Raw genomic sequence first — 13241 nt, 5'->3', positions numbered from 1 at the left:
ATTCAAATGGTAGCAACAGTAGTAAATGTACAGGTGAAAAACGAAGAGAAAATCGAGACTGCGCCAAAGAAGGTAGTATTTGATACGAAAAACTTAAATTTATGGTATGGGGAAGACCATGCTTTAAAAGATATTAATTTAAGTATTCATGAGAATGAAGTTACAGCCATTATCGGTCCAAGTGGCTGTGGTAAATCAACTTACTTAAAAACATTAAATCGCATGGTAGAGCTAGTACCGATCGTTCGAACTACAGGTGTAATTGAGTATAGAGAACGCAATATATTTGATAAATCATATCCAGTTGAAGAATTAAGAACGCATGTAGGAATGGTGTTCCAAAAGCCAAATCCATTTCCAAAATCTATTTATGAGAATGTAGCATACGGTCCAAAAATCCATGGTATTCGTGACAAAAAGGCATTAGATGAAATTGTTGAAAAAAGTTTACGTGGAGCAGCGATTTGGGATGAGTTAAAAGATCGTTTGCACGATAATGCATATGGTTTATCTGGTGGACAGCAACAGCGTCTATGCATCGCACGCTGCTTAGCTATTGAGCCAGACGTTATTTTAATGGATGAGCCAACATCGGCATTAGACCCAATTTCAACATTAAAAGTAGAAGAATTAATTCAAGAGCTAAAGAAAGATTTTAGTATTGTTATCGTAACGCATAATATGCAACAAGCAGCGCGTATTTCAGACAAAACAGCTTTCTTCTTAAGCGGGGAAGTTGTGGAGTATACAGATACAAACAAATTATTTACGACTCCTTCAGATAAGCGTACAGAAGATTATATTACAGGTCGCTTTGGTTGATATCGTTTCAAAGCTAAGAGCAAATGCCCTCTTAACAGAGGGCATTTCTTATTTTATCTTACTGTTAATAGAGAAGTAATACTTCTCCTTATCTTAAGGTTTATTACAAGCGCAAGAGGCTATGTAGGAGATTTGCCCCGCTATTTGCAGGCAGTAAGCCCCCACCTTAAAATTTAGCGAAAGCAAAGAAGTCAGGGAGGGGATCTTGCTGCCTATAAAAGCCCGATTGATGAGGGTTGATTAAAGTTTCACTTTTATATAATGGCACATAATATTGAGGGGGAAGAAAAATGGTAAGAGAACAGTTTCAAGGTGATTTAAAAGCGTTACAGCAAAAGGTGATCGAGCTTGGAGAATTAGCAAATGCGGCTTTATTGATTGCTATGGAAGGTCTGCATACAAGGGATGTAGAGAAAGCGTTAGAGGTCATTGATGGTGATTACCGCATGGATAATTTAGAAGAGGAAATAAACGATCTTGCGCTTATGCTCATTACGAAGCAGCAACCTGTAGCAAGTGACTTAAGAAGGATTTTTATTTCAATTAAAACAGCGACAGATTTAGAGCGTATTGCAGATCATGCTGTTAATATTGCAAAGGCTACAATTCGTCTTGGGGAAAAAGAAGTGGCTGTTAGTTTGCACAACCTGGATGAAATGTTTGCGGTTGCAAATGAGATGTTGCATTTAGCGTTAGAAGCATATGAACAAGAAAATTTAACTTTTGCGAAACAAATTGCTGAAATGGATGATTCCGTTGATGAAATATATGGAAAAGCAATTCGTGAGTTTATATCTTCAGTTCCGGAACAACCAGAAGCAATTACGCAAATTACACAATTATCATTTGTCGCGAGATATATTGAGCGTGTAGCAGATCATATTACAAATATTGCTGAAAATGTCTTTTATTTAGTAAAAGGAAAGCATTATTTATTGAATGAGTAGGAATTAAAGTAGGTGATGAGAAATCACCTGCTTTTTTTAGTCAAAACATGACAAAAAAAGCTCGTTGTTTCCTTTAGTTTATGATGATAAGATGTATCATAATATAATGGAAAAATTAGTATATATGTTTGTCGTTAATAAGTATTATTTAACAATTAATAGTAAGCGCTTTCTTGTTGTTTGAAACGTACGTTTTTATAGGTGAGAAATTTAATTATATGGTCTTCTAAATGAGGATTTGTTTAACTAATCAAGTTTATGCTGCTAGTTCATGTGGGATAGGGAATATACATATGGTATATGGAGTTATTGAACATTATATAAGTGGAGGCTGAAGTATATGAAGGGGGTTATTTTAGCTGGAGGAAAAGGAAGACGCCTTAGGCCATTAACATGTAATACTCCAAAGCCGATGTTACCATTATTAGAAAAACCAGTTTTAGAATATAATATTGAGTTATTACGCCAGCATGGTATTCGTGAAATTGCAATTACTGTTCAATATATGAGTACGACCATTAAGCAATATTTTGGTGACGGTAGTAAATGGGGAGTTAACTTGTATTATTTTGAAGACTCTCCTCCGCTTGGCACAGCAGGGAGTATTAAACAAGCAGAACAATTTTTAGATGAAACATTTGTTGTGATAAGCGGGGATGCATTAACTGACTTTCAATTATCAGAAGGAATTGGGTTTCATGAACAAAAGAAAAGAATGGTAACAATGTTTGTGAAAGAAGTAGAAAATCCACTCTCATTTGGATTGGTTGTAATGAATAAAGACCAGGAGGTTACACGATATATAGAAAAGCCGGGCTGGAATGAGGTAGTATCTAATGTTGTGAATACAGGCATATATATTATGGAACCAGAAATCTTTTCTTACATACCGCCTAGGCAATTTTTTGATTTCAGTCATGATGTGTTTCCGCTATTGGCAAACAAAAATGTGTTATTCGCATATTTGTCAGAAGGTTATTGGTTAGATATCGGCACATTTAATCAATATCGACAAGCACAATTTGATTTGTTAACGAAAAAGTTACAAGTACCTATTCCTTATACGGAAGTATTACCGATGGTATGGATGGGAGAAGGGGTGACGATTGGTAAAGGGACGAAAATTCATGGCCCCTCTTTTATTGGAGAAGGAGCAAAGATTGGTACAGGAGCTGTAATTGAGCCATATTCTATTATTGGGAAAAATAGTATCGTTTCAAATTATTCTCATCTTCAAAAGAGTATTGTTTTTGCAAATGCCCACATTGGGAAGTATTGTGAACTATTAGAAACGACAATAGGAGAGCGTACAATAGTTGAAGATGATGTTACACTGTTTCAAAAAAGCGTTGTAGCGGATCACTGTCATATCGGGAGAAGTACGGTAATTAAGCAAAAAGGAAAACTATGGCCTTATAAGGCGATTGATAGTCATTCGATAGTAGGAGCGGCTGGTATTCAAGAGAGTGAAATGAGTGCAGGGTGGTTACAAAAAAGCCGCATTGTAGGAAGAGGGAATGTTGAAATTACTCCCCAGTTTATCGTGAAGATTGCGATGGCGTATGGTTCTCTTTTTACAAAAGGAGAAAGTATATTAATTGGAAGTCAAGAAAATATAGAAACAACCTCTTATAAAAATTTATTTTTACATGCTATTCATGGTATAGGGATTCATACGATGGAATGTAAAGAAATGAACGAGTCACTTTTTCAATATAGTGTTCATCATTTGCAATGTGCAGGTGGTGTTTTCATTCAAGTGGAGAATGGGAATGAGATTGTTATAAAGTTATACGGTCAAGCTGGCATGCCGTTAACGTATAAGCAGCAAAAAGAGATAGAACAAGTATATATGTCCGAATTGTTTTATTACGTGCATGAGAAAGAAATGGGGCGTAATAAGCTGGTTCATGTTTCTATGAATGAGTATATAGAAGTTATATTGGAGCATATTGATATCGAGAAAATACAGATGCAGAAGTTTCATCTTCTTATTAATAAGAGAAATGATACGTTGCAACATTTACTCATGCTCTTTCTGCAAAGACTTGGTTGTACAGTTACATGGATTTATGCAAGCGAACAAAAAGATCATGTGAAAGCTTTGATGAAATCAAGTAAAGCGAATATGGCTCTTATGTTTTCTGAGCAAGGAAATCATTTCGAGTTATACGATAAACATAGTAATATTTACCAAGGTACAGATTTGGAAGAGGTAGATATTCCGGATTTCTTACTCGAATCGACAGGAAATATTTACCCAATGTCTTTGAAGTTAGGAGAATGTTATCTTCTATTTTATACGCAGGATGAAAGAAAGTCGTTTCAAGTAAGGTGGAAGCGAGATATTTTATATCGAATTGGAAAATTATTTGAGCTAATAGCATTGCAAGGAAAAACGTTTCTCAGCATAGTAGAGCAATCACCTCCGCTCTATTTACTTTATGATGAAGTGGTATGTTCATGGAATGAAAAAGGAGAAATTATGAGGAAATTATTGGATGATATGGAAAGGAAGGGAGAAGGTATATTTGAAGGAGTACAGTTCAAATATACTGAAAAAGAGTGGTCTTATATCGTTTCTGACACAAAACAACCAAAGTTTTTGGTGTATTCACATGCTAGAAACCCAGTAATAGCAAGGGAAAACATGAAAAATCTTATAGAAAAAATTAGACAATATCAAAAGGTGTAGAATTTTTATTTTAAAAGTGGTATTATAGTATAGTCTGATTTAAGTTATTAGTACTGGAGGGAAATAAGAATGCGTGTGAATATTACTCTAGCATGTACAGAATGCGGAGATCGTAACTATATCTCAAAGAAAAATAAACGTAACAACGCTGAGCGTATCGAGCTTAAAAAGTATTGCAAGCGTGACAAGAAGTCTACGTTACACCGTGAAACAAAGTAAGCAGTAGGAATATTTTCCTACTGTTTCTTTTTTTATTCGATTCCTATGTTAAAAGTGATACACTATCAGCATAGAGTAAAGTGTCACTGTAAGGGGGAGAGTGTGTGAAAGTAGAGAAAGTACGTTTACGTAAACAAATAATAGAACACATGAATTCTTTATCAGAAGAACAGTATACAACTTTATCAGAACAGATTGCATTTTCGTTGTATGCGCAAAAAGAGTGGGTTGAAGCTAAAACAATTGGAATTACTCTTTCAATGGAAAATGAAGTGAATACATATCCTATTATCGAAAAAGCTTGGGAAGAAGGAAAGAAAGTTGTAGTTCCTAAGTGTAATAAAGGAACAAGAACGATGTCTTTCCGGCAAATTAATAATTTTGATCAATTAGAAACGGTGTATATGAATTTACGTGAACCGATTCCTGGGCTTACGGAAGAAGTGAATATGGATGAAATTGATCTTCAAATTGTGCCGGGCGTAGCTTATACAGAACGAGGAGAGCGAATTGGGTACGGCGGTGGCTATTATGATCGTTATCTCGTGCATTATAAAGGGAAAACGCTATCATTAGCGTATGATTTTCAAATGGTAAAACACATTCCGGTAGAGCCATTTGATAAAAACATAGAAAAAATTATTACAGAAAAAGGAACAATACTTATAAATAAGCTTGTATAGACAAATAAAAATTGACGAGACTTTTTCTTCTTGATTATAATAAAATATGTGAACGTTTTCTTATTATAATTTTTTATAGTAAGTGAGTATAGAGGGTGATGAAATGGTATCTATTTATGATATTCAGCAATTGCTAAAGAAATTTGGTACGATTATTTATACGGGAGATCGAATTGCAGATTTACAATTAATGCAAGATGAATTGCGTGAATTAAATCAATCACAGCTAATCGATCCACAAGACTATCAAACAGCTTTATTTTTATTGAAGCAAGAAATTCAAAAAGAGCTAAATAAGAATTAGATAAAGGTAGGTAAGCAACATGGAAGAGAAATGGTTAGTTGGTGTTGACCTTGGTGGTACAACGATTAAATTAGCATTTATTAATGTATACGGTGAAATTTTACATAAGTGGGAAATCCCTACGAATACAGGTGAGCAAGGAAAACATATTACACTTGATGTTGCGAAAGCAATTGATAAAAAGCTAGAAGAATTAGGCGAATTGAAGAGCAAGTTAATTGGTATTGGTATGGGGGCTCCTGGTCCTGTACATGTGGCATCTGGAATGATTTATGAAGCGGTTAATTTAGGGTGGAAAAATTATCCACTAAAAGATTTATTAGAAGTAGAAACAGGATTACCTGTTGTTATTGATAATGATGCAAACTTAGCAGCGCTTGGTGAAATGTGGAAAGGTGCTGGTGAAGGTGCAAAAGATTTAATTTGTATGACACTTGGTACGGGCGTTGGTGGTGGTGTAATCGCCAATGGTGAGATTGTACACGGCGTGAGTGGTGCTGCTGGTGAGATTGGACATATTACAGTAGTTACAGAAAATGCTTTCCCATGTAATTGCGGGAAGTCTGGTTGCTTAGAAACAGTAGCATCTGCGACAGGTATTGTACGTGTTGCTATGCAAAAAATACAAGAGACTAATAAAGAGAGCATGTTGCGTTCTATGTTAGCTGAAGAAGGACGTATTACATCAAAAGATGTCTTTGAAGCACTTGGACAAGGTGATGAATTAGCAGGAGAAGTAGTAGAAAAAGTAGCTTCTTATTTAGGATTAGCTGTAGCGAACCTTTCTAGTACGTTGAACCCAGAGAAAATTGTTATTGGTGGAGGCGTGTCTAAAGCTGGAGATGCGCTATTAGAACCAATTCAACGCTATTTCGAGCAATATGCTTTCTCACGTGCTGTAAAGAGCACGAAGTTAGCTATTGCAACACTTGGTAATGATGCAGGTGTTATCGGAGGAGCTTGGCTTGTAAAAAAGCACAAATACGAAGCGAAGATGATATAAGTTGTGAAATATGAAAAGAGGAAGGGGAACCCTTCCTCTTTTTGTGTGAAATCTCGATGAAGAATAAAGTGTAAACGAATTAAGCTGCTGGTGGATACCCGTTATATAGAACAGTCATGATCGTAAACCATCCGAAAACGAGTACAGTTGCAATTGCAAAGCCGCTTGCGAAAAAGTTTTTTTCACGAAGTGTTCTAAGCGTAGCGAATACAGCTAACAGAGTGACAAGTGTAAAAATAATAACAAGGCCCATACAATATCCTCCTCTGTCTACCCATTTCTTATTATGAGTTTTTGGAATATTTACTCTTTTATATTGTACATGTTTTAAAAATGATTGTCGAGATAGCATCCTTTCTTTTCCTCAGAGAAAGAAATGTTGTATCATTAAAAGTAAGTTTAATAACTGGAGGAGATTTTCATATGAAATGGATACAAATGCCGTTAGGCCCATTACAAACAAATGCTTATATTTTAATGAACGATCAAAAAGAGTGCATTATCTTTGACCCTGGTCATGAAGGTGAAAAGCTCGTTACATATTTACAAGAAGAACAATTAAAACCATTGGCTGTTTTATTAACACATGCTCATTTTGATCATATCGGTGCTGTTGATGCGGTAAGAGACGCTTTTCATATTCCTGTGTACGTACATAAAGAAGAAGCAGATTGGTTAGGAGATGCAACTGTAAACGGCTCTCAAATTTTTATGATGAACCGCAGTATTACAGCAAAACCGGCGGATCATATTATTGATGCAGAAGGTACATTAACAATTGGATCATTTAATTTTGAAATTTTTGAGACACCAGGACATTCTCCAGGAAGTATTTCTTATTATAGTAAAGAGGCGAATGCTGTATTCTCAGGAGATGTATTGTTCCAAATGAGCATTGGAAGAACAGATTTACCTGGTGGAAGTTTCGCTGAATTAATTGGAAGTATTGAAGAGAAATTATTTGTATTACCAGATGAAACAGCGGTGCTATGTGGACATGGTCCAGAAACAAGCATTGGCTTTGAAAAAGAAAATAATCCGTTTTTACAATAAGGAGTCATTATGGGAATGGAGCTCATTTTAAGAGAATGGATGGGGAAAGAAAAGGATTATTCAATTTCATATAGTACGTATATGAACCTTGTATTGTATACAGAAGGTCATGGATATTATATGAAAGAACGTGAAAAGATTGGAAGACAAGGTGATTTTTTTACAAGTAGCAACGTATCCTCTGTGTTTGCAAAAACTTTTGCTAAACTTTTTATTCGTCTTGTTGAAAATGGTGAAGTTGCTCCGAATATTTGTGAAATTGGTGGAGGAACAGGGAAGTTTGCCTATGATGTTTTACAAGAATGGAAGCAATTATCTCCAAAAACCTTTATTGATTTAAACTATTCAATGATTGAAGTGAGCCCTTTTCATAGAAAATTACAGCAGGAGCACCTTGGCTCATTTTCTAATGTATCGTACTATACCTCTTATAGTGAAATGGGAGATTCTTTCGAGGGAATTCTTTTTTCGAATGAGTTGTTTGATGCATTTCCTGTTGAAATAATTGAGAAAAGAAATGGTATGTTGTATGAAGTGCGTATTACATATACAGAGGAAGGAAACCTTTCGGAAGTATGTAGGCCGTTAGATAAAAGAATTGGTCGCTATTTATTGAAATATAATATTCATATTGCTGAAGGGCAACGTTTTGAAGTACCAATTGTGATGGAGGATTATATAAAAGAAATTGCGAAATGGTTTCAAAGAGGTATATGTATTACAGTTGATTACGGATACACAAAAGAAGAATGGATGCATCCAGCACACCGTGAAGGAAGTTTGCGAGGGTATTATCAGCACAAGCTAATACGTAATCCACTAGCGCATCCAGGTGAAATGGATCTTACTACTCATATTCATTGGGACGAGCTAAAGGAGATGTTTAGTATGCAAGGAATGAGTGCAGTATGGCATAAGAAACAATCTGAGTTCTTGTTAGCTGCAGGGATATTAGAACAGCTTACGAGCCATCAAGATATGAATCCTTTTTCTGAAACGCAAAAACAAAATCGAGCAGTTCGTTCTATGATTTTAAATGGAGGAGTAGGGAGTTCGTTTGATGTTGTTATACATACAAAAGATATGCAACATTTACATTTGGATCGGTATGTAACAATATAAAAAACAAGACACAGTATATACTGTGTCTTGTTTTTTAATACGACTTATGTAGTATTATATATTTCCTCTCATGATATATATTTATATTAAAGATATGAGATAAAAAATATAGAATACGTTCTTTTTCTGCGATTATTAGTCCCTAACCTAATAATACGCGAACGAGTTGAATTATTGTTTCGTTCTCTACTTTGTAATAAATTTCTAATCCTTTTCTTTCACTAGAAACGATTTTAGCGCTTTTTAATTTTGCTAAATGCTGTGAAATTGTAGATTGTGGCATGTTTAATCCAGTATACATTGTAGAAACGTTGCTTGGACCGCGCTCGATTAATCCTTTTACGATACATAAACGAACAGGATGAGCTAGCACTTTTAATAATTCTGCATTACTTTCATATAGTTCTAATTCTTTTTGAAAGGTTTCTAACATGTTCTTTTCCACCTCCGTGTGAGCTATTATACCATACTATACATACCAAAAATTTAAAGAAAAGAAAATAGTTGTTGCAGAAAAAAAGTCCTAAAGTAAAGAAATTGTAAGAAAAGAGACCCTGATGTAAATAAAATAGGTAAATTAGCACGTTTTTGTAAAATGACATTTTTGGGTGAAAATTTCGATGCGTTTTAAAAATTGAAAGATATAAATATATTTGTAACACAATTTTATCATGATTTTCTTATTCTTTCAAATGAATATACTAAATTTTTAAAATAATATGACAAAGGAATTATAATGATATATATAGAATATAAAACAGGTTAAAAGAAAAGAAGCTGAATGTAATTCGCTTCTTTATGGTGATAATGAAATATTTGATTACGGCTGATAAATCTTAGGATAATCAAGTCAGTAGTCATTTATTCTAAAATTCATCTTTTAGCAACGTTAAAAATCTGTGATTCCATATGTTCTCGTAAAAATCAATTGTCTCTTTTGCGGACATAAAAGGATTATTCAACGTAGAGGTTGTTTTCTGTTCCATAAAGTTTTCGTATCCCAGCCCGTGGGCAAACTTAATCGTAGCATCCATACAGTACTCTGTTTGGGCACCACAAAATTCAATGCGATTTACAGATAATTGATCTAAAATTTCTTTAAAGTTTGTTTTATAAAATGAATTTGCATGTGTTTTTCTTACAAAAAAATCTTGTTCTTGAACATCTAGATCGGTATGAATAGTCCAAAGTTCTTTCTCGGGTACTAAATCATCATCACAATGTTGAACAAAAAGGATTGGTTTATTTAATTTTCTGTATGAAGAAATTCTTTTATTTACTTTTGTTAGTAAGTTCTGTAAATCAAATAAATGCTCTCCGCTATAACATACGCCATTTTGTAAATCGATAACGATTAAAATATCTGCACAAGTAACCATTATTTTCACCCCTGTTCATTTCTTAATATATCAATTAATCCATTATTTAGAAATAGATGATATACTTTTATTTTTTTATGGACTATAAGAAAAGAAGAAATTCAAATGAATATAACTAAACCGCATAAAAAGAAGATATGAAAACCTAATCTCATATCTTCTTTTTTCTCTATGCATTTATAGGTTCTTCTACATAAGAAAGGGCATTTTCAAAATCGGATATTAAATCGTTAACATTTTCAAGACCGACTGATAACCGAAGTAATGAATTAGAGATTCCTCTTTCATCACGAGCTTCTTGCGACAGTGCTGCATGTGACATTTTTGCTGGATAAGAAAGAATAGACTCTACAGCTCCTAAACTAACTGCAAAAACAGGTAATTTTACTTTTGATAAAAATTGGCGGAGTGCATCTTCAGACTGCAAAGTAAACGACAAGACCGCGCCAGCTGATGTTGCTTGAGATTGTTGAATATCAAATCCGAGATGTGTTTGTAATCCCGGATAATAGACATTTTGTACTTTAGCGTGCTCTTGTAAATAATGTGCAATTTTATTGGCATTTTTAGCTGAATGCTCGAGGCGTACATGTAATGTTTTTAGACCGCGAAGTACGAGAGAACAATCTTGAGGCCCTAAAATAGCACCGAATGCATTTTGTAAAAATCCAAGCTTTTGAGCGAGTTCTGCATCTTTTACTACTGCTAATCCGGCAGTAACATCACTATGACCAGCAATAAATTTTGTAGCACTATGAAGAACGACATCAGCTCCAAGTTCAAATGGTTTTTGGAATAGTGGTGTCAAAAATGTATTATCAACAAAAGTAAGAGCGCCAATAGACTTTGCGAGTTTAGAAACCTCGCGAATATCTGTCACTTTTAAAAGTGGGTTAGAAGGTGTTTCTACATAAAAGAGCTTTGTATTTGGTTTAATGTTTTGTTTTATTTCTTCTAAATTGGTCATATCAACAAATGTATGTGAAACACCGTAACGGGAGAGTACCTCAGTTATCACTCGGTAAGTGCCTCCGTATACATCTTCAGAAATGAGTACGTGATCACCTTGTGAAAGAAGGAGGAATGCAGTGGAAATCGCTGCAATGCCTGATGCAAAGGCGAATCCTTTTGTTCCGCCTTCTAATAAAGCAATGATATCTTCAAGAGCTTCACGAGTTGGGTTTCCTGACCTGCTATAGTCATATTTTCCGAACGTATCTACATCAAACTGGTGAAAAGTTGATGTGTTATAAATAGGAACGTTCACAGCGCCTGTTTGCGAGTCATGTTTATATTGGTTGTGTAGTAAGAGTGTATCTATAGAATAGCTCATATTCTTACACCTTCTTTTACGAGTTTAATAGCTTGCTTTAAGTCTTGAATTAAATCGTTACTATTTTCAATGCCAACTGAGAATCGAAGAAGACGATTACATACGCCGTTTGCTGTTCTAATTTCTTCAGGAATATCAGCATGTGTTTGCGTTGCTGGATAAGTCATTAAACTTTCTACACCACCAAGACTTTCGGCAAATGTAATTAAGGATAAAGACTGTAAGAATGGATTAATCCAAGCTTCATCTTTAAGGCGGAATGAAATCATGCCGCCTCTTCCTGGATAAAATACATCTGTTACCCCGTCTTCATCGTTTAAATACGCAACAACTGCTTTCGCATTTTCTTCGTGTTGTCTCATGCGAAGCGCTAACGTTTTCATACCGCGAATTAATAACCATGAGTCAAATGGACTTAAAACTGCACCTGATGCATTATGATAATGAGCGATTTCCTCGCAAAGTTCCTTTCCTTTTGCAACGACAAGCCCGCTTAGTACATCGTTATGTCCCCCTAAATATTTCGTTGCGCTATGAAGTACAATGTCAGCACCTTCTGTTAATGGTTGCTGTATATAAGGTGTGTAGAATGTGTTGTCTACAATAAGAAGTAGTCCGTGCCTTTTCGCTACAGTTGCGACAGCAGCAATATCAGTAACTTGCATTAATGGATTAGTTGGAGTTTCTATGAAAATAGCCTTCACTTCAGTTGTGATAGCTTGCTCAATTTGTTTAATAGACTGTGTATTTACGTATCTACATCGAACATTCCACTTTTTTTCATGCTCAGAAAATAATCGATACGTTCCCCCGTATAAATCTTCAGATACAATAAGTTCGTCTCCAGAGCGGAATAGAGAAAGGACGAGGAGAACAGCCGCCATCCCTGAACTACAGGCATAACCTTGTTCGCCATATTCTAAGTCTGCGATCGCCCGTTCTAAAAGACCGCGAGTTGGATTGCCAGTTCGTGAATAGTCAAAGCCAGTAGATTTACCAATTCCTTCGTGACGATAAGCGGTTGAGAAATAAACTGGTGGATTAACCGTTCCAGTTTTAGTTTCACTGCGATTTCCGATTTGTGCTAGTTTTGTTTCGATTGTTGACATGTGAAAATTCCTCCTTTTTAAATTGAAACATTAAGTGAATATAAAATAAAAAAAGCCTTCTAAGAAGAAGGCTTTCGGTTTGAATAGAGTCTTCTTCTCATCTGTCAAATCTTTCACAATTTGCTGGAATTAGCACCTTATTAACAAAATGTTAATGGTTGCTGAGGCGTCACAGGGCCAGTCCCTCTACCTCTCTAGATAAGAATGTTCGTATGAAATTTTTATTATGTTTTTAACTTTACAACAAAAGATAATTGAATTGCAACTTTATTTTAAATAATTTTTATTTTTCCGCAATTGTCATTGACTTTTACTTTTGTGCATGCTAAATTTATAAAAAATTAACAAACATTGTTAAAAGGGGAACACATTTCCTTTTAGCTACATAAATAAAATAATAAAGACAACTCTTATTGAGAGCGGTGGAGGGAAAGGCCCTGTGAAACCCGGCAACCTTCAAACGAAATGTTTGAAACGGTGCTAATACCTGCAAAACGAATGTTTTGCATAATAAGAGGAGGAACGATTATGTCCCCCTCTTCAAAGTGAAGAGGGGTTTTTTATATTGATAG

The 13241-nt window shown here is 35.0% G+C and carries 14 protein-coding genes and 2 riboswitches; of the genes, 9 read left to right on the top strand and 5 right to left on the bottom strand.

Annotation, left to right across the window (positions count from 1 at the left end; translation table 11 throughout):
* The first annotated feature begins 6 nt into the window (after positions 1-6).
* From pstB to glcK, 7 genes are all read left to right on the top strand, one after another.
* Positions 7-822, top strand: a complete 816-nt coding sequence (pstB, locus tag MR143_RS04130) for a phosphate ABC transporter ATP-binding protein (RefSeq protein WP_000226680.1) — start codon at positions 7-9, stop codon at positions 820-822.
* A 290-nt stretch (positions 823-1112) separates the two neighbouring features.
* Positions 1113-1769, top strand: coding sequence for a phosphate signaling complex protein PhoU (gene phoU / locus MR143_RS04125; RefSeq protein WP_000251240.1), 657 nt, complete (start codon positions 1113-1115; stop codon positions 1767-1769).
* A gap of 340 nt (positions 1770-2109) precedes the next feature.
* Entirely contained in the window at positions 2110-4464 is a 2355-nt protein-coding gene (locus tag MR143_RS04120; protein ID WP_000679325.1) for a sugar phosphate nucleotidyltransferase, read from the top strand.
* A gap of 69 nt (positions 4465-4533) precedes the next feature.
* Positions 4534-4683, top strand: a complete 150-nt coding sequence (rpmG, locus tag MR143_RS04115; RefSeq protein WP_001265616.1) for a 50S ribosomal protein L33 — start codon at positions 4534-4536, stop codon at positions 4681-4683.
* Between the two features lie 104 nt (positions 4684-4787).
* Positions 4788-5366: a 5-formyltetrahydrofolate cyclo-ligase gene (locus MR143_RS04110; RefSeq protein WP_000861927.1), complete on the top strand. Its 579-nt coding sequence runs from the start codon at positions 4788-4790 to the stop codon at positions 5364-5366.
* A 103-nt stretch (positions 5367-5469) separates the two neighbouring features.
* Positions 5470-5670: a YqgQ family protein gene (locus tag MR143_RS04105; RefSeq protein ID WP_000253699.1), complete on the top strand. Its 201-nt coding sequence runs from the start codon at positions 5470-5472 to the stop codon at positions 5668-5670.
* 19 nt (positions 5671-5689) lie between these two features.
* Positions 5690-6673, top strand: a complete 984-nt coding sequence (gene glcK / locus MR143_RS04100) for a glucokinase (protein WP_000391701.1) — start codon at positions 5690-5692, stop codon at positions 6671-6673.
* 79 nt (positions 6674-6752) lie between these two features.
* On the opposite strand, the gene MR143_RS04095 is transcribed toward glcK, so the two are convergent.
* Complete coding sequence (locus tag MR143_RS04095; protein WP_000524852.1) at positions 6753-6926, bottom strand: DUF2759 domain-containing protein; 174 nt, start codon at positions 6924-6926, stop codon at positions 6753-6755.
* Positions 6927-7096: 170 nt separating this feature from the next.
* Between MR143_RS04095 and MR143_RS04090 the strand changes: the two genes are divergently transcribed.
* A complete protein-coding gene (locus MR143_RS04090; protein ID WP_000871225.1) occupies positions 7097-7726 on the top strand; it encodes an MBL fold metallo-hydrolase in 630 nt (209 codons plus the stop codon).
* A gap of 9 nt (positions 7727-7735) precedes the next feature.
* The gene (locus MR143_RS04085; RefSeq protein WP_000525138.1) at positions 7736-8848 is read left to right on the top strand and encodes a class I SAM-dependent methyltransferase; all 1113 of its coding nucleotides are present in this window, start codon (positions 7736-7738) and stop codon (positions 8846-8848) included.
* A gap of 142 nt (positions 8849-8990) precedes the next feature.
* On the opposite strand, the gene MR143_RS04080 is transcribed toward MR143_RS04085, so the two are convergent.
* The 4 genes from MR143_RS04080 to metI all read right to left on the bottom strand — a co-directional run bounded on the left by MR143_RS04080 (position 8991) and on the right by metI (position 12669).
* Positions 8991-9281, bottom strand: a complete 291-nt coding sequence (locus MR143_RS04080) for an ArsR/SmtB family transcription factor (protein ID WP_000894377.1) — start codon at positions 9279-9281, stop codon at positions 8991-8993.
* A 433-nt stretch (positions 9282-9714) separates the two neighbouring features.
* Positions 9715-10227, bottom strand: coding sequence for a cysteine hydrolase family protein (locus tag MR143_RS04075; RefSeq protein ID WP_000255613.1), 513 nt, complete (start codon positions 10225-10227; stop codon positions 9715-9717).
* Positions 10228-10396: 169 nt separating this feature from the next.
* Entirely contained in the window at positions 10397-11560 is a 1164-nt protein-coding gene (metC, locus tag MR143_RS04070; RefSeq protein ID WP_000122295.1) for a cystathionine beta-lyase, read from the bottom strand.
* Positions 11557-12669, bottom strand: coding sequence for a cystathionine gamma-synthase/O-acetylhomoserine thiolyase (gene metI, locus MR143_RS04065; protein ID WP_000103871.1), 1113 nt, complete (start codon positions 12667-12669; stop codon positions 11557-11559). Before metI ends, metC begins: the two co-directional genes overlap by 4 nt.
* 94 nt (positions 12670-12763) lie before the next feature.
* Positions 12764-12874: riboswitch (SAM riboswitch) on the bottom strand.
* Between the two features lie 202 nt (positions 12875-13076).
* A riboswitch (SAM riboswitch) is annotated at positions 13077-13186 on the top strand.
* Positions 13187-13241: the final 55 nt, after the last annotated feature.

The sequence above is a fragment of the Bacillus cereus group sp. BfR-BA-01347 genome (assembly GCF_022663835.1).
GTDB classification, from domain to species: Bacteria; Bacillota; Bacilli; order Bacillales; family Bacillaceae_G; genus Bacillus_A; species Bacillus_A thuringiensis_K.
The sequence above is the reverse complement of the archived record's forward strand: the minus strand, read 5'-3'. Positions and strand labels throughout refer to the sequence as shown.

Bases quoted from the DNA above. Each gene is read 5' to 3' on its own strand.
- pstB (WP_000226680.1), top strand. From the start codon at position 7: ATGGTAGCAACAGTAGTAAATGTACAGGTGAAAAACGAAGAGAAAATC.
- phoU (WP_000251240.1), top strand. From the start codon at position 1,113: ATGGTAAGAGAACAGTTTCAAGGTGATTTAAAAGCGTTACAGCAAAAG.
- MR143_RS04120 (WP_000679325.1), top strand. From the start codon at position 2,110: ATGAAGGGGGTTATTTTAGCTGGAGGAAAAGGAAGACGCCTTAGGCCA.
- rpmG (WP_001265616.1), top strand. From the start codon at position 4,534: ATGCGTGTGAATATTACTCTAGCATGTACAGAATGCGGAGATCGTAAC.
- MR143_RS04105 (WP_000253699.1), top strand. From the start codon at position 5,470: ATGGTATCTATTTATGATATTCAGCAATTGCTAAAGAAATTTGGTACG.
- glcK (WP_000391701.1), top strand. From the start codon at position 5,690: ATGGAAGAGAAATGGTTAGTTGGTGTTGACCTTGGTGGTACAACGATT.
- MR143_RS04095 (WP_000524852.1), bottom strand. From the start codon at position 6,926: ATGGGCCTTGTTATTATTTTTACACTTGTCACTCTGTTAGCTGTATTC.
- MR143_RS04090 (WP_000871225.1), top strand. From the start codon at position 7,097: ATGAAATGGATACAAATGCCGTTAGGCCCATTACAAACAAATGCTTAT.
- MR143_RS04085 (WP_000525138.1), top strand. From the start codon at position 7,736: ATGGGAATGGAGCTCATTTTAAGAGAATGGATGGGGAAAGAAAAGGAT.
- MR143_RS04080 (WP_000894377.1), bottom strand. From the start codon at position 9,281: ATGTTAGAAACCTTTCAAAAAGAATTAGAACTATATGAAAGTAATGCA.
- MR143_RS04075 (WP_000255613.1), bottom strand. From the start codon at position 10,227: ATGGTTACTTGTGCAGATATTTTAATCGTTATCGATTTACAAAATGGC.
- metC (WP_000122295.1), bottom strand. From the start codon at position 11,560: ATGAGCTATTCTATAGATACACTCTTACTACACAACCAATATAAACAT.
- metI (WP_000103871.1), bottom strand. From the start codon at position 12,669: ATGTCAACAATCGAAACAAAACTAGCACAAATCGGAAATCGCAGTGAA.